The sequence below is a fragment of the Burkholderia theae genome, from assembly GCF_048565265.1.
In the GTDB taxonomy this organism is placed as follows: domain Bacteria; phylum Pseudomonadota; class Gammaproteobacteria; order Burkholderiales; family Burkholderiaceae; genus Burkholderia; species Burkholderia theae.
The window spans coordinates 626358-641689 of record NZ_CP183462.1 but is presented as its reverse complement, the minus strand read 5'-3'; the positions used below and the strand labels follow the sequence as shown (position 1 = coordinate 641689).

General features: G+C 66.6%; 15 protein-coding genes. 11 read left to right on the top strand and 4 right to left on the bottom strand.

Translation table 11 applies throughout. From position 1 onward, the window contains the following. Nucleotides 1–2: 2 nt before the first annotated feature. The 5 genes from pgaB (at nt 3) to ACN22W_RS20430 (ending at nt 7037) form a co-directional block, all read left to right on the top strand. Nucleotides 3–2093 carry a poly-beta-1,6-N-acetyl-D-glucosamine N-deacetylase PgaB gene (gene pgaB, locus ACN22W_RS20450; protein ID WP_419689186.1) on the top strand — a complete coding sequence of 697 codons (2091 nt, stop codon included), beginning with the start codon at nt 3–5 and terminating at the stop codon, nt 2091–2093. Further along, nucleotides 2090–3361 (top strand): poly-beta-1,6-N-acetyl-D-glucosamine synthase, encoded by a 1272-nt coding sequence (gene pgaC, locus ACN22W_RS20445; protein ID WP_048251336.1) that lies wholly within the window; start codon nt 2090–2092, stop codon nt 3359–3361. The genes pgaB and pgaC overlap by 4 nt, the downstream gene beginning before the upstream one ends. After that, nucleotides 3339–3827, top strand: coding sequence for a Biofilm PGA synthesis auxiliary protein PgaD (locus ACN22W_RS20440; protein ID WP_419689185.1), 489 nt, complete (start codon nt 3339–3341; stop codon nt 3825–3827). Before pgaC ends, ACN22W_RS20440 begins: the two co-directional genes overlap by 23 nt. A 118-nt stretch (nt 3828–3945) precedes the next feature. After that, nucleotides 3946–5769 (top strand): glutamine--fructose-6-phosphate transaminase (isomerizing), encoded by a 1824-nt coding sequence (glmS, locus tag ACN22W_RS20435; protein WP_419689184.1) that lies wholly within the window; start codon nt 3946–3948, stop codon nt 5767–5769. Further along, on the top strand, nt 5766–7037 hold the full coding sequence (locus ACN22W_RS20430) for a hypothetical protein (protein ID WP_419689183.1): 1272 nt from the start codon (nt 5766–5768) through the stop codon (nt 7035–7037). Before glmS ends, ACN22W_RS20430 begins: the two co-directional genes overlap by 4 nt. A gap of 47 nt (nt 7038–7084) precedes the next feature. On the opposite strand, the gene ACN22W_RS20425 is transcribed toward ACN22W_RS20430, so the two are convergent. Further along, a complete protein-coding gene (locus tag ACN22W_RS20425) occupies nt 7085–7927 on the bottom strand; it encodes a DUF3626 domain-containing protein (RefSeq protein ID WP_419689182.1) in 843 nt (280 codons plus the stop codon). A 248-nt stretch (nt 7928–8175) separates the two neighbouring features. On the opposite strand from ACN22W_RS20425, the gene ACN22W_RS20420 reads away from it, so the two are divergent. Then, nucleotides 8176–9012, top strand: coding sequence for a c-type cytochrome (locus ACN22W_RS20420; protein ID WP_419689181.1), 837 nt, complete (start codon nt 8176–8178; stop codon nt 9010–9012). A 29-nt stretch (nt 9013–9041) separates the two neighbouring features. After that, nucleotides 9042–9524: a GNAT family N-acetyltransferase gene (locus ACN22W_RS20415; protein WP_419689180.1), complete on the top strand. Its 483-nt coding sequence runs from the start codon at nt 9042–9044 to the stop codon at nt 9522–9524. Between the two features lie 81 nt (nt 9525–9605). On the opposite strand, the gene ACN22W_RS20410 is transcribed toward ACN22W_RS20415, so the two are convergent. From ACN22W_RS20410 to ACN22W_RS20400, 3 genes are read right to left on the bottom strand one after another with little or no spacing between them, the layout of a single operon-like run. After that, a complete protein-coding gene (locus ACN22W_RS20410; protein WP_419689179.1) occupies nt 9606–10856 on the bottom strand; it encodes a Zn-dependent hydrolase in 1251 nt (416 codons plus the stop codon). After that, nucleotides 10849–11373 carry an L-2-amino-thiazoline-4-carboxylic acid hydrolase gene (locus ACN22W_RS20405; RefSeq protein WP_419689178.1) on the bottom strand — a complete coding sequence of 175 codons (525 nt, stop codon included), beginning with the start codon at nt 11371–11373 and terminating at the stop codon, nt 10849–10851. The genes ACN22W_RS20410 and ACN22W_RS20405 overlap by 8 nt, the downstream gene beginning before the upstream one ends. A 22-nt stretch (nt 11374–11395) precedes the next feature. Beyond that, nucleotides 11396–12562: a branched-chain amino acid ABC transporter substrate-binding protein gene (locus ACN22W_RS20400; protein ID WP_419689177.1), complete on the bottom strand. Its 1167-nt coding sequence runs from the start codon at nt 12560–12562 to the stop codon at nt 11396–11398. Between the two features lie 177 nt (nt 12563–12739). Between ACN22W_RS20400 and ACN22W_RS20395 the strand changes: the two genes are divergently transcribed. The 4 genes from ACN22W_RS20395 to ahpC all read left to right on the top strand — a co-directional run bounded on the left by ACN22W_RS20395 (nt 12740) and on the right by ahpC (nt 15213). Continuing rightward, nucleotides 12740–13636 carry a LysR substrate-binding domain-containing protein gene (locus ACN22W_RS20395; protein ID WP_021160899.1) on the top strand — a complete coding sequence of 299 codons (897 nt, stop codon included), beginning with the start codon at nt 12740–12742 and terminating at the stop codon, nt 13634–13636. 125 nt (nt 13637–13761) lie between these two features. Then, a complete protein-coding gene (locus ACN22W_RS20390; protein WP_048251327.1) occupies nt 13762–13980 on the top strand; it encodes a ribbon-helix-helix protein, CopG family in 219 nt (72 codons plus the stop codon). After that, nucleotides 13974–14339: a type II toxin-antitoxin system VapC family toxin gene (locus ACN22W_RS20385; protein ID WP_129517107.1), complete on the top strand. Its 366-nt coding sequence runs from the start codon at nt 13974–13976 to the stop codon at nt 14337–14339. The genes ACN22W_RS20390 and ACN22W_RS20385 overlap by 7 nt, the downstream gene beginning before the upstream one ends. Nucleotides 14340–14649: 310 nt before the next feature. Continuing rightward, nucleotides 14650–15213: an alkyl hydroperoxide reductase subunit C gene (gene ahpC, locus ACN22W_RS20380; RefSeq protein WP_006488685.1), complete on the top strand. Its 564-nt coding sequence runs from the start codon at nt 14650–14652 to the stop codon at nt 15211–15213. The last annotated feature ends 119 nt before the right edge of the window (nt 15214–15332 follow it).

Here is a 15332-nt window from a genome sequence, read left to right as displayed (position 1 = left end):
CAATGCAATCCAGACGGACCTTCATGTGCGGATGCCTCGGCGCGTTTACGGCCTGCTCGTTGTTTCCGGGCGTGGCGAACGCGCGGATGATCGACCTGCTGCCGCCGTCCGATCCGGTCGACGGCAAGACGTTCCGCGTGATCTGCATGCACGACGTGCGCGACAACCTGCTGTCGACCTTCTCGACGTCGACGATGGTCGATCCGTACGCGGTCGACACCGGCACGCTGACGGCCATCTTCTCGTGGCTGCAGACCAACAACTACCACACGGTCACGGTCAAGCAGATCGAGGCGTCGCGGCACGGCGGCAAGCCGCTGCCGCCCCGCGCGGTGCTGATCACGTTCGACGACGGCTACCGCAGCCACTACACGAAAGTGCTGCCGCTCCTCGAGCGCTTCAAGTATCCGGCCGTGATGGGCATCGTCACCGCGTGGATCGACGCGCCGCCGGATGTGCCGATCAAGATCAGCGACAAGATTCAGATGCCGCGCGACTACTTCATGTCGTGGGACGAGGTGCAGAAGGTCGGCCAGTCGAATCTCGTCGAGCTTGCGTGCCACACACACAACCTCCATCACGGCGCGGTCGCGAATCCGCAGGGCAACGAGTTGCCGGCCACCACGTCGCACCTGTACTTCGACAACGAGAAGCGCTATGAAACCGATGCGGAGTTCGAAGCCCGCGTGCATGACGACCTGCAGACATGCGTGCGGCAGATTCGCGACCGCACCGGCATCGTCGCACGCTCGATGGTCTGGCCATACGGCGCGGAAAACCAGCCGGTGCGCAAGATCTCGACGTCGCTCGGCATGGACATCCAGTTCAGCCTCGACGCCGGCCCGAATACGCCGGACGTGCCGCTCGACCGGCTGAGGCGGATCCTGATGATGTACGACGTCGACATCGGCGGGTTCGAGCGGTCGATGCGCGAGCCGGCGACCAACCGCGGCGACGTCGACGTGCCCGAGCGCGTCGTGCAGGTCGATCTCGACCAGGTCTACGATCCCGATCCGGCGCGGCAGGAAACCAATCTCGGCAAGCTCGTCGAGCGCATCTACCGGATGCAGCCGAAATCGGTGTACCTGCAGGCGTTCGCCGATCCGAAGGGCACCGGCGTCGCGGAATCGCTGTACTTCCCGAACCGGCACCTGCCGATGCGCGCCGACCTGTTTTCGCGCGCCGCATGGCAGCTCAACACGCGCTCGAACGTGCAGGTGTATGCGTGGATGCCGGTGCTGGCGTTCCGGCCGCCGGCCGACAAGCATCGCGGCCTCGAAGCCGTCAGCGCGTACGGCGGCGCACCCGCGCGCGAAAACGGCTCGCGCATGTACCGGCTGAGCCCGTTCGATCCCGAAGCGCGGCTGTTCATCGAGCAGATCTACGAGGATCTCGGCAAGTACGCGTCGTTCAGCGGCATCCTGTTCAGCGACGACGCCGTGCTCGACGATTACGAGGATGCAGGCCGGCACGCGTTGAGCATTTACGCGCAGTGGGGGCTGCCGGCCGACATCGGCAAGATCCGCGCGACCCCCGATCTGATGAGCCGCTGGACGCGGCAGAAGACGCGCTACCTGATCGACCTGACACGCCAGCTCGAACAGATCGTGCTCGCGAACCAGAACGCGGGCGACGTGCTGACCGCGCGCAACATCTTCGCGCTGCCGGTGCTGAAGCCGGAATCCGAAGCGTGGTACGCGCAGAACTACGACGATTTCCTCGCCACCTACGACTTCGTCGCGCTGATGGCGATGCCGTACATGGAACAGGCGCAGGACCCCGTGCGCTGGATGGACCAGCTCGTCGACGCGGTCCGCGCGAAACAGCGCGGCTTCGCGCGCACCGTGTTCGAACTGCAGTCGTACGACTGGCATGCGCGCAAGGACATCGGCGGCGGCGCGCTGCTCGCGCAGATGCGGCGGCTGCGCAGCAAGGGCGCGGTGAACTTCGGCTACTACCCGGACAACTTCCTGAACAACCAGCCGGATCTCGACACGATGCGCGACGTGATGTCGCTGAAGTCGCGCCTCGATCCGACGTCGATCAACGCGCTGATGCAGACGCAGCATCAGCAGGGGACGAAAACGCCATGACGACCCACGGCATCATCCAGCGCCTGCAGGATTTCGTTTTCTACTACCCGTTCTTCATGTCGTATCTGTGGATGATCGGCGGCGTCGTGCACTACTTCCTGCTCGAGGAAGGCCGCGTGCTGTCGACGCGGACGATCGCGTCGAGCGGCATCCCGAAGATCTCGATCGTCGTGCCCTGCTTCAACGAAGCCGCGAACGCGCGCAGCGTGATCGGCCACCTGAACGGGATGCAGTATCCGAACTACGACATCATCGCGGTCAACGACGGCAGCAAGGATCGCACCGGCGATATCCTCAACGAACTCGCCGTCGAGATCCCGCGGCTGCTCGTGATCCATCACGCGCACAACGAAGGCAAGGCAGTCGGGCTCACGACCGCGGCGGCCGTGTCGAACGCGGAATACCTGCTGTGCATCGACGGCGATTCGCTGCTCGCGCACGACGCGATCGGCTGGATGCTCGAACACTTCCTGACCGACCCGGGCGTCGGCGCCGTGACCGGCAACCCGCGCATCCGCACGCGCACGTCGCTGCTCGGTCGCATGCAGGTCGGCGAATTCTCGTCGATCGTCGGGCTGATCAAGCGCACGCAGCAGGTGTACGGCCGCATCTTCACGGTGTCGGGCGTCGTCACGATGTTCCGCAAGACCGCGCTCGCCGACGTCGGCTACTGGAGCTCGGACATGCTGACCGAGGACATCGACATCAGCTGGAAGCTGCAGTGCCGCGACTGGCGCGTCGTGTACGAGCCGCATGCGCTGAGCTGGATCCTGATGCCCGAGACGCTCAAGGGGCTCTACCGGCAGCGGCTGCGCTGGGCGAAAGGCGGCATCCAGGTACTGATGAAGTATGCGGGTACGCTCGCGCGGCCGACGCAGATGATGATGTGGCCGCTGTTCATCGAATACCTGATCGGCATCGCGTGGGCCTACTCGATGTCGTTCATCCTGCTGCTCGCGCTCGTCGACGTCGTCCATCCGCTGCCGTTGAACTGGCACGTATCGGTCGTGCCGCACTGGCACGGGATGCTGCTGGTCGCAACCTGCATCCTGCAACTGATCGTCGGCAGCATGATCGATCGTCGTTACGACGAAAAACTCCTGATGTACTTCCTGGACACCGTCTGGTACCCCGTCGCCTTCTGGCTGATCAGCATGATCACCACCGTCGTCGCCCTGCCCGCCGTCGTGCTGCGGGGCCGCGGCAAGCGGGCCGTATGGGTCAGCCCCGACCGAGGCATTCAACATGAAGAACGCGCCGATTATTGACCTTTCCCTGCGCGCACCGCGCGAAATGATCGCCGAGCGCGGTCGCATCGTCGGGCTCGGGCTCGTCGTCTGGTTCCGCCTCGTGCGGCCCGCGCTGGTGGGCGCCGTGTGGGCATCGATCTGCATCTACACGTACCGCTACCTGCTGCCGTTCAACCAGGCGGAGATGCCGATCGAGCAGATGGTGTTCTACGCGACGTGTATCGCGATCATCGGCGGCACGATCGTCACGTGGCTGATCGCGGGGCGCGTCGTGCATCCGCTCGCGTACCGGCTGCGCATATCGAAGATGCTGCGACGCTCGGCCAGCGCGAAGGTGCGCTCGGTACCCGCGACCGCGCTGGCCGGCGCTCGCCGGCGCGGCGCGCGACGCACGACGCGCATTCTGGTCGCGTCGCACGATGCGAACGGCTCGATCTCGGGCATCGAATGGGTAGCCCACGCGGGGCCGCCGCCCCGCGAGTAGAACAGCGGAGACGCGCCGCCGCGCACGAGACCGCATTCGTGCGGCGCGGCGTAGCTCCTGACGCCGCGCTGCCGTGTTTCGCCGGCAGGCCGGCAACTTCTTGTGGACGAGGTGAATCATGTGCGGAATCGTCGGAGCAAGCGGCCTGAACAATCAGGTGCCGCAACTGGTCAATGCACTGAGCCGGCTCGAGTATCGCGGCTACGATTCATGCGGCATCGCCGTACAGGATGCCGGACGCCTGCGCAGCGAACGCACGCTGCGGCGCGTGACGGACCTGCAGGATCGCGTGATGACGCTCGGTCTAGAAGCGCAGACCTGCATCGCGCATACGCGCTGGGCAACGCACGGCGCGCCGTCGGAGATGAACGCGCACCCGATCATGTCGGGCGACACGATCGCGGTCGTGCACAACGGGATCATCGAGAACCACGACGCGCTGCGCACCGAGCTGCGGCAGCGCGGCTACGCGTTTCGCGGCGAAACCGACACCGAGGTGATCGCGCACCTGATCCACAGCGTCTATCGCGACGACCTGTTCGACGCGGTCGTGCACGCCGTCAAGCGGCTGCACGGCGCGTACGCGATCGCGGTGCTGAGCGCGCGCGAGCCGCAGCGTCTCGTCGCCGCGCGCGCCGGCTCGCCGCTCGTGATCGGTATCGGCGCCGAACAGAATTACCTGGCGTCGGACTGCGCGGCGCTCGGCGACCTGACCGACCGTTTCATCTATCTGGAAGACGGCGACGTCGCGCTGATCACGCCGGAACGTATCGCCGTGGTCGACGCGGGCGGACAGGAAGCACAGCGCCCGTTGTGCCAGGTGAAGGCGCGCGACGGCGACGTTGCGCTCGGCCCTTATCAGCACTTCATGCAGAAGGAGATCTTCGAGCAGCCGACGGCGATCGACAACACGCTCGACGGCATCGACACGATCTCGCCGGCACTGTTCGATGCGACCGACAGCACGCGCGCGCTGCTGTCGCGAGTGCGGAGCGTGCTGCTGCTCGGCTGCGGCACCAGCTACTACGCGGGCCTGACCGCGAAGTACTGGCTCGAGAGCATCGCGGGCGTGCCGGCACAGGTCGAGGTCGCCAGCGAGTTCCGCTACCGCGATACCGTGGCCGATCCGCGCACGCTCGTGGTCGGCATCTCGCAGTCGGGCGAAACGGCCGACACGATCGGCGCGATCGAGCGCGCGCGCGAGATGGGCCAGGAACTGTCGATGGCGATCTGCAACGTCGCGACCAGCACGATCGCGCGCAACGCGCCGCTCCGGTTCCTCACGCGGGCCGGCATCGAGCTCGGTGTCGCGTCGACCAAGGCGTTCACGACGCAGCTCGTCGCGCTGTTCGTGCTGACGCTGACGCTCGCGCAGCTGCGCGGCCGGCTCGATGCGGCGCAGGTCGCGATGCACCTGAAGCAGTTGCGCGCGCTGTCCGGCCGCATCAGCCACGCGCTCGCGCTGGAAACGCAGATCATGGGCTGGGCCGCGAAGTTCGCGCGCACCGAGAACGCGCTGTTCCTCGGGCGCGGCATCCATTTCCCGATCGCGATGGAAGGTGCGCTGAAGCTCAAGGAGGTGTCGTACATCCACGCGGAAGGTTATGCGGCCGGCGAGTTGAAGCACGGCCCGCTCGCGCTCGTCACGAGCGCGATGCCGGTCGTCACGATCGCACCGGACGACCGCCTGTTCCAGAAGCTGAAGTCCAACATGGCCGAGGTGCGGGCGCGCGGCGGGCGGCTCTACGTGCTGGCCGGCAATCAGCTCGAAATCGACGCCGACCGCGACACGCACCTGATCCGCGTGCGCGAATCGGGCGACCTGCTGTCGCCGATCGTCAACGTGATTCCGCTGCAGTTGCTCGCATATCACGTCGGCTGCGCGCGCGGCGCCGACGTCGACAAGCCGCGCAACCTCGCGAAATCGGTGACCGTCGAATGACGCGGCGCACGCGCCCGGCGCAGGCGGTCGCGCGGCGCGTCGCGGCTGCGCTGTGTGGCGCGTGCTGCGTCGTCGCGGCACCGCCGCCGGCCTTCGCCGGCGCACCGACCGTGCATACGGTCGCCGTGCAGAACTCCCCGCCATCGCAGGAGACTGGCGACCCGCGGCGTTTCATGCACGGCATCGGCGTGGCCGACGCGGGCAACGGCAACCGCTGGGTGTTCTTCAGCAGCTCGGGCATCGTGCCGCGCGGCGCGATGCGCAACGGCAACTGGCCGCATGACGTGTACGTCGGCGAATGGCTGCCCGGCAAGCCGCACCTGCTGCACGTCCATACGTTCATCAGCCGCCCCGAGGCGCAGGAGCCCGTATCGATCGCGCAGAACGCGCGCGGCGACATCTTCGTCACGTTCGAGGACGGCTGGAACGCGCCGCAGGAAGTCAGCCAGCGTTACGGCGTCTATCGCCGCGACCTGAAGCCGATCAAGCCCTACCCGAACGACGTCGAGTCGGGCGGTCACTCGGGACATGTCGCCACGGTCGGCGAACGCTTCGTCGTGTTCTATTCCGCCGACTGGGTCGATGGCGACGGCGTCGACAACCTCGGCACCGGCAACGGCGTCTATCTGAAGACCTACGACGCGGCCGGGCGCGTGCTGAACCACGTCGCGGTCGCGCCGCACCGCCGCGAGTGGTGGCCGGTGATCGCGGGCTCGCCGCGCAACGCGCTGCTCGTCTGGCAAAAATTCATCGACGGCAGCACGGACGCGACGCTCGAATACGCGCTGTTCGATCCGGTCACGGCGAAGCTGGACATGCTGGGGCCGTTGAACGAGGCCATCCGGTACTACGTGTACGCGTCGGCCTACGTGCCGGCGATCGACCGCTTCATCGTCGTCACGACGGCGGCGGCGGACGATCGCGGCGTCGCGATGCTGATCGACCCGGACGGGCGCCGCACGGCAACGCTCGGCTGCCTGCCGGCGTCGGTGCGCGAATCCGGCATCGGCGTCTCCGGCACGCATGCGTATGTGCCGACTCGCGACGGACGGCTGCTGACGCTGGCGCTTGCGCCGGCGGACATTTCGGTGAGCGGCGTGCAGCGTTCGCCGATTCCGTGGGGCACGACGGGCATCGCCGGTTTCCCGGCGCGCGGCGCGACGATGCATTTCGTGTCGCTGACGCCGTCGGGTACGCGCGAAGTCGATTTCGAACCGGAGCAGGAAACGCCGTTGCCGAAGCGCGAAGCGCCGTGTTCGAGTCATTGACGGCACGGCGAGCGCGGCGTCGCGTGGCCCGCGCGGACTGAACGCGTTCAGTCCGCGATCGCGTTACCCTGCCCGAACCGCGCCACGCAATGCCACACCCATTTGGCCGTCTGATAGTCGAGGATGCCGCCTCGCACGCGGCCAATCACGGCGGGCGTCACGATGCGATCGACAGCGATGCGCGCGATCGCATCGGCCGCCACCTGCCCACGAAACTGCACGCACTCGGCAAGCCTGTCCAGCGAAAGCCGGAAACCGCCATGCCACTCGACCCGGCAGCCCGACCGCGCAGCCGCTTCCTCGACCGACGTATCGCGGTAACTCGGATCGAGCACGATCGCGTCGACATCGTCGTCCAGGCTGACCACGCCGTGCACCTGCGCTTCGATGTAGTTGTCGAGCAGCGGATCGAGGTCGTCGCGGTTTTCGGCCGCGAGCGCGATCAGCGCCGTGCAGTCGTGAACCGCGAAATGCTCGGGCCGGTAATGGCTGTCGGGGTAGCAGAAGGTCGTTCGCCGATGCGCATCGCTTCGCAGGCGCAAATGACACGATCCGAAGCGGCGTGACCCGCCGACAGGATCGAGAAGATGGTTCAGTGCGCCGTACTTCGGCCGCAGCGCGGGATCGGCGGCGTCATACGCCTGCCCGAACATCCTGCTTTCCCAGAGCCAGCGATCGCCGCCGGGATATGCGGTCAGGCCGCCATTGCTCGTCGCCGTCTCGAACTGCGACCGGTAGAGGCCGTCGCGGACGATCCGCTCGAGCGTACCGATGCCGTCGGCCAGTGTGTCCGGATGGAAATTGAGCGTGACGGGAAATGCCGGGCCTTGCCGCGCCGGCGGCCAGGATCGTCGGATATGGGCGATCGCCCGCTCTGCAGGAGTGTCCATGTGTGTTGTCCGGTCGCGTCGAACGTCACCGGGCCGCGCATCGCCGACAGTGTCGTGGCGCTCGCGGCCCGGCGCCGGGTGTTGCTGGCCGTGTCGGAGCACGATCTTACATCGCGTGTGCGCCGATCGCACACCCCGCGCCGCAGTCGCCAGCGCCGCGCGTACCGGATAGACTGTCGCCCGATTCCTTCCATCGGCCGCGGTTTCCGCCTCCTGCCGCCGCCGGAACGCCCTTTTCCGGAGAACGAATGCTGAAGCGCCAGTGGTTTTTGCTTGTGCTGCTGACGGTTTGCCTGATCGGACAACGCGCGTCGGCCCAGTCCACGCTCGAACTCGAAACCAACGGCACGGCCCGCACCCTCACCCGCCAGACGCTGCTCGCGCGCCCCGATGCGACGGACATCCGCGTGCCGCGCGACATCGCCTACGGCCGCCCGATGACGTTCCGCGCCGTGCCGTTCGCCGCGCTGCTCGGCGACACGCCGCTGCCGACCAACGGCGTGCTCGAAACCCGAGCGGCCGACGGCTTTGCCGCGCAGTTGCCGATGGATCTCGTGCGCCACCGCGCGCCGGCCGGCGCCGTTGCATGGCTCGCGATCGAGGATCCGGCCCATCCGTGGCCGAAACTGCCCGGCAAGCAGGTCAGCGCCGGGCCGTTCTATCTCGTCTGGCTCGGGCCGGATGCGTCGTCTGTACGCGGCGAGCAGTGGCCGTACCAGATCGTGCGCGTCACGATCGAATCGTCGCCGGTCACACGCTGGCCATCGCTCGCCGTCGATTCCGCGCTGCCCGAAAACGATCCGGCCCGTGCCGGCCAGCACCTGTTCGTCACGCAGTGCCTCGCGTGCCACCGTCTCGACGGCGCGGGCAGCAGCCATGCCGGCCCCGACCTGAACACGCCGATGAATCCGGTCGACTACTTCCAGCCGGCCGCGCTGCGCCGCTATATCCGCAACCCGGCGTCGGTGCGCGACTGGCCGGGCCGGAGCATGCCGGCGTTTCCGCCCGATCAGCTGAGCGACCGGGAACTCGACCAGATCGTCGCGTATCTCGCGTATGTGGCGCGGCGCAAGGCCGCTCAGTAACGCGCGGTCGGATCACGCAAGGAACGTTGATGACGCCAGGCGACACGCTGTTCACCATCGCATCGATCGAAGCCGCGCAGACCCACCCGCTCCGGGCAGCGATCCTGCTGAACGGCGATCTGAACGCGTGCGAACTGGCGGGCGACCATGCACCGACGACGCTGCACGTCGGTGTACGCGACGATCGGTCGGGCATCGTGGCGGTCGCGTCGGTTTGCGAGGAGTCGCGCGACGACGATCGTGCGCGGCCGGCGTGGCGGCTTCGCGGAATGGCCGTCGACCCTGCCGTTCGCGGCATGGGCTTCGGGCGCGTGCTGGTGCAGGTGTGCGTGCGGCACGCGGAAGAACGCGGGGCCGCGCTCGTGTGGTGCACGGCGCGCGAATCGGCATACCGGTTCTATGAAAAGCTCGGCTTTGTGTCCGATGGTGCGCCGGTGACGATGCCGGGGCGCACCGATACGGCGTTCCATGTGATGCGACGGTACATCGATCGTCACGCGCCGCCTGCGTGAGGCGGACCGCGCGTCGGCATCATCGGGAGAGAATCTGCGCGGCCCGGCGTACCACCTTGTGCCGGACCGCACGCGTCACGCTCAGGCTTCCTGCGCACTCAGCACCACCGCGCGCAACAGCACACCTGCACCCGCCGCCGCCCACTCGGGCGTAATCGCTTCCGCTTCGTTGTGGCTCAGCCCGTCGACGCACGGCACGAAGATCATCCCGGTCGGCGCGACGCGCGCGATATAACACGCGTCATGGCCGGCGCCGGACACGATATCCATGTGCGACAGCCCGAGTGCCTCGGCCGCGTCACGCACCGTGTCGATGCAGCGCGGCGCGAACGGTATCGGCGGATACGTGAAGATCTGCTCGATCTGCGCACCGAGACCGGTTTCGTCGGCCACGCGTGCGAGTTCCGTCCGCAGCGCCGCGTCCAGTTCGTCGAGCACCGCATCGTCGGGGTGACGGAATTCGACCGTGAAAAAGCAGCCGCCCGGCACCGTGTTGCGCGAATTCGGCCGCGCTTCGATCATGCCGACCGTTGCGCGCGCATACGGCGCGTAACGGCGGCCGAGCACTTCGACGAACGAGATCATCCGTGCGGCGCCGACCAGCGCATCGCGACGAAACTCCATCGGCGTCGTGCCCGCATGCGCATCGACACCGGTGAGCGTCACCTCGTACCAGCGCTGCCCCTGCCCGGCTGTCACGACGCCGATCGTCTTGCCGGCCCGTTCGAGAATCGCGCCCTGTTCGATATGCAGCTCGTACGCCGCGTGCACCGGATAACCGCCGACGGGCTCGGCGCCCGCGTAGCCGATCCGTTCCAGTTCCTCGCCGATCGTCTTGCCCGCGGTGTCCGTGCGCGACAGCCCGTATTCGAGCGTATAGACACCCGCGAACACGCCGGCCGAAATCATCGCCGGCGCAAAGCGCGAACCTTCCTCGTTGGTCCAGATCACGACATCAACCGGACGCTCGGTCTCGATGCCCGCGTCATTCAGCGCACGTACGACTTCAAGCCCGCCGAGCACGCCGTAGATGCCGTCGTAGCGGCCGCCCGTCGGCTGCGAATCGGCGTGCGAGCCCGTCATCACCGGCGCGGCGTCGGGGTTGCGGCCCGCGCGGCGCGCGAACACGTTGCCCATCCTGTCCACGCGCACCGTGCAGCCGGCCTCCTGCGCCCACTGCACGAACAGGTCGCGCGATGCGCGATCGAGATCGGTCAGCGCGAGACGGCAGACGCCGCCTTTCGGCGTCGCGCCGATCTGCGCCATCCGCTCGAGCGATGCCCACAGGCGGTCGCCGTCGACGCGCGGCGCGCTCACGTTGCCGTCACGCATCGCCCTGCTCCGACGCGGGTTGCCGTGCGTAACGGAAATCGCAGCGCTTGCCGCCCTGCATGATCGTGCTCGTGCGCGTGAGTGTGATGTCCGGCGCATAACCCTGGATGAAATGGCTGTCGCGCGCGCAGCTCAGCAGGTGGCCGATCTCGCCGAGCCCCATCGCGTGATACATCTCCGCGTAGCTGCAGCGATGCACGTCGTAGTCGTAGTGCGCGTCGTCCACGCGCCGCACCTCGACGTCGAGCGCATCGTCCTTCTCCCACAGCACCTGCAGCGCGATGAACGACTTCACGCTCGTGCCGTCCGGCTCCTGCGCGGCGAACGTGCGGCCCGCGTCGACGGCCGCGCCGCGCACGGCTTCCGCGATCACGGCCTGCGCGCGCTCGGCGCCGAACTCGCGCTTCATGATCTCGTAGATCGGCTTGATGATTTCCGCTTCGATGCGGCGCCGCGCGAGGATCCCGAGGCGCGTGTCCTCGGGTGCAGCGGCGGATGTCTGGGTCGGTTCGGTCATGGGGATTGTGTTTGTCGTTGATTTACTTGGCCACGGTGCGCGAGCCGCCGAGCACGTCGACGACGGTCCACTTGCCGCCGCGCACCTGATAGATCGTGAACGCCGGGTCCTTCAGGTTGCCTTCGCCATCGAACGCGATCCGCCCCGTCACGCCGGGCCGATCGATCGCGCGGACCGCCGCGACGAGCTTCGCCGGCTGCGTCGTACCGGCCTTCTGCGCGGCCGCGATCAGCGTGGCGGCCGCGTCGTACGCGAACGGCGCATGCAGTTCGATCGGTGCACGATAGCGTGCCTGGTACTGCGTGTCGAACGTCTTGCCGCCCGGCATCCGGTCGAGCGGCAGGCCCGGTTCGAGCGCCGTCACGCCGTCGCCGTCCTTGCCCGCGAGCGACAGGAAGGTCTGGCTCACGAAGCCGCCCGCACCGAGCAGCGGCGCGTTCACGCCGAGCTGGCGCATCCGGCGCGCGATCGGCGCGGCCTGTGCATCGAGGCCGCCGAAGAACACGAGATCCGCGCGCTTGCCCTTGATTGCGGTCAGCACGCCGCTGAAGTCGGTCGTCTTGTCGTTCACGTACTGGCGATCGACGATCGCGCCGCCGTTCGCCTGCACGCCCTTGATGAACTGGTCGGCCAGCCCCGCGCCGAACGACGTGCGATCGTCGATCACCGCGATGCGCTTCGCCTTCAGCGTCTTCACCGCATACGCGCCGGTGAAGTTGCCGCCCGCATCGTCGTGACCCATGATGCGGAAGGCCGTCGCGTAACCCTGCTGCGTGTATTGGTGGCCGGTGGACGCCGGCGCGATCTGCGGGATGCCCGCATCGCGGTAGACACGCGACGCCGGCACGCTGCAGCCCGTGTTCCAGTGACCGACGACGCCGATCACGTGCTGGTCGACGAGCTGCTGCGCGACCGCGACGGCCGTGCGCGGATCGGACTGATCGTCGGCCGCGACGAGCTTGTAGACGACCGGCTTGCCGCCGATGGTCGGATGCTTCGCGTTCGCGTCGTCGATCGCGAGTTGCGCGCCGTTCTGCAGGTCCTTGCCGATACGCGCGGACGGGCCGGTAAGCGGCGCGGCGAGTCCAATCAGGACCGTCTGCGGCGCGGACTGCGCGAACGCAGGAACGGATGCGGCCAGGGCGGCCGCCGAGAAAACGAGGCTGACGGGTAGGAAAGCGATTTTCATGTATGGGGATCGGTGATTCGGATCAAAACATGAAAAATATTAAATATTCAGCACCCAAACCCCAAATACCCAATTGTTGGATGCTTATGCCGTTCCCTGCACATTAAACCAAGTATCTGTAAACACAAAATATTTTCAGATTGTCGCTCACCCCGACTTTTCGATAAAATTCGATACATGAAAAATATCGAACAATTGCCGCACGATCCGCCACTGCGCGCGGTGCGTGCGTTCGAAGCATTCGCCCGCCTCGGGTCGGTCACCGCGGCGGCGGGCGAACTCGACATCACGCCGTCGGCGGTCAGCCATCAGCTGCAACTGCTCGAAGCGTTCATCCAGACGCCGCTGACGGTGCGCGAGGGCCGGCTGCTCGCGCTCACCGACGAAGGGCGCGACTACTACCGCTCGATCAGCGCCGCGTTCTCGGTGCTGCGCAGTGCGACGCGCTTCGTGCGTGACCGCTCGTCGCTGCGGCAGATCACCGTCAGCCTGATTCCGCTGCTCGGCATCGGCTGGTTCATTCCGCGGCTGCACGCGTTCCTGGCCGACAACACGGACGTCGACGTGACCGTGCTGTACGCGCATCACCGCAACTACCGAAGCGATGCGTCGGACCTGTCGATCCGCTTCGGCACCGGCGACTGGCCCGGCTACCGCTGCGAGCGGCTGCTCCCGGGCGCGATGGTGCCGATGTGCAGCCCGTCGTTCCTGAAGCGCCACGGGCCGTTCCGCACGCCGGCCGATCTCGCGCGCGCGCCGCTCGTGCACGACGAGGATCGCAGCACGTGGGTCAACTGGCTGCAGGGCGCCGGCGTGCGGCACGTGTCACACGCGGTGGGACCGATGTTCGAGGACGGCCAGCTCACGCTGAGCGCCGCGCGCGCGGATCTGGGCGCCGCGCTGCTGCGCGCGCCGCTGGTCGAACGCGAACTGGCGAACGGCGAGCTCGTGAAGCTGTTCGATCATGCGCTGGATGATGGGCGCGACTACTACCTGTGCACGCGCGAGGACGCGGACATGCCGGACGGGGCACGGCGGCTGGCTGAGTGGTTGAGGAAGATGGCGGGGATTTGAGCGGCGTGCCTTCTCGTGTTGCCGAACATCGGTTGACGCGGACGCAGCACCCACCGCACCCGCCTGAGTCTTGCATGCGCCGGCTCAAGTATATATGATATGCATATCATATATCGGAGGCTGTCATGAGCCGGATTCTGGTGGATCTGTCGGACGGCCAGCTCGACGAGTTGGCCGCTATCGTCGAGACTGAACATCGTCCCCGCGCCGCGATCATTCGCGACGCGATTGATGCCTACATTGCCCTGCACAAACGTCCGCTCGCCGACGACGCATTCGGTCTCTGGAAAGATCGCACGGTCGACGGGCTCGCGTATCAGGAGGAAATGCGCTCGGAATGGTAAAAGCTCTGTTCGACACCAACATCCTGATCGACTATCTGGGCGGCGTGGAATCCGCCCGCGTCGAACTGGCCCGCTACCACTATCGTGCGATCAGCATCATCTCGTGGATGGAGGTCCTGGTCGGCACGTCCGCACATAACGAAGCCACGACTCGCGCATGGCTCTCGTCGTTCGATGTCATCGCGCTCGACAGCACGGTCGCGAATCGCGCCGTGACCATTCGCCAGGAGCGCCGCATCCGCCTGCCCGACGCGATCGTCTGGGCATCGGCGCAAGTGAACGGGCTGCTGCTTGTGTCGCGCAACACGAAGGACTTCCCCGCCACCGAACCCGGCGTTCGCGTGCCCTATCAGGTCTGAGTCGATCTGCGCGGCAGCATTGCAAATGCGTCAACTCGACGCAACCGAATCGCTCGTAGCGCTACCCTGCATCCGGATTGAAGGCGTCGATTCACGCGACGCCCCCCCTCTCCCCCTCACATTCCCATCGAATCGCCTCCCGGCCCGCATACGCGCAACATCTCAAACGTCGTCCGCCCCACCCAATCAAGGGCCGGAAGCAGATAGAAATTCCCGATGCCCCGGATTGAAACAAGCAATTTCACAAGATCAGGGTGAACCCGGATACTGGCAACACTCCACTCACCACTGAAGCAAAGGAACTCACCAGATGCCGATCATCAACACCCAAATCAAGCCGTTCAAGGCAACCGCATACCACAACGGCGATTTCGTGCCCGTGTCGGAAGAGAACTTCAAGGGCAAGTGGTCCGTCGTCGTGTTCTACCCGGCCGACTTCACGTTCGTTTGCCCGACCGAGCTGGGCGACCTCGCCGACCGTTACGCGGAATTCCAGAAGCTGGGTGTCGAAATCTACGGCGTGTCGACCGACACGCACTTCACGCACAAGGCATGGCACGACACGTCGGACACGATCGGCAAGATCAAGTACCCGATGATCGGCGACCCGACGCTCACGCTGTCGCGCAACTTCGACGTGCTGATCGAGGAAGAAGGGATGGCGCTGCGCGGCACGTTCGTGATCAACCCGGAAGGCGAGATCAAGCTGTGCGAAATCCACGACAACGGCATCGGCCGTGACGCGGGCGAACTGCTGCGCAAGGTGCAGGCTGCGCAATACATCGCGGCGCACCCGGGTGAAGTGTGCCCGGCCAAGTGGACGCCGGGCGCGGAAACGCTGACCCCGTCGCTCGACCTGATCGGCAAGATCTGACGATCGCTCCGCGCGCCTCGCACGAGGCGCGCGAGACACGCGAATACGGGCCGCCGCATCACACGGCCCGCGCCCCCTCCGGCACGACGTGCCCGACCATAATCATTAATACGGAATCC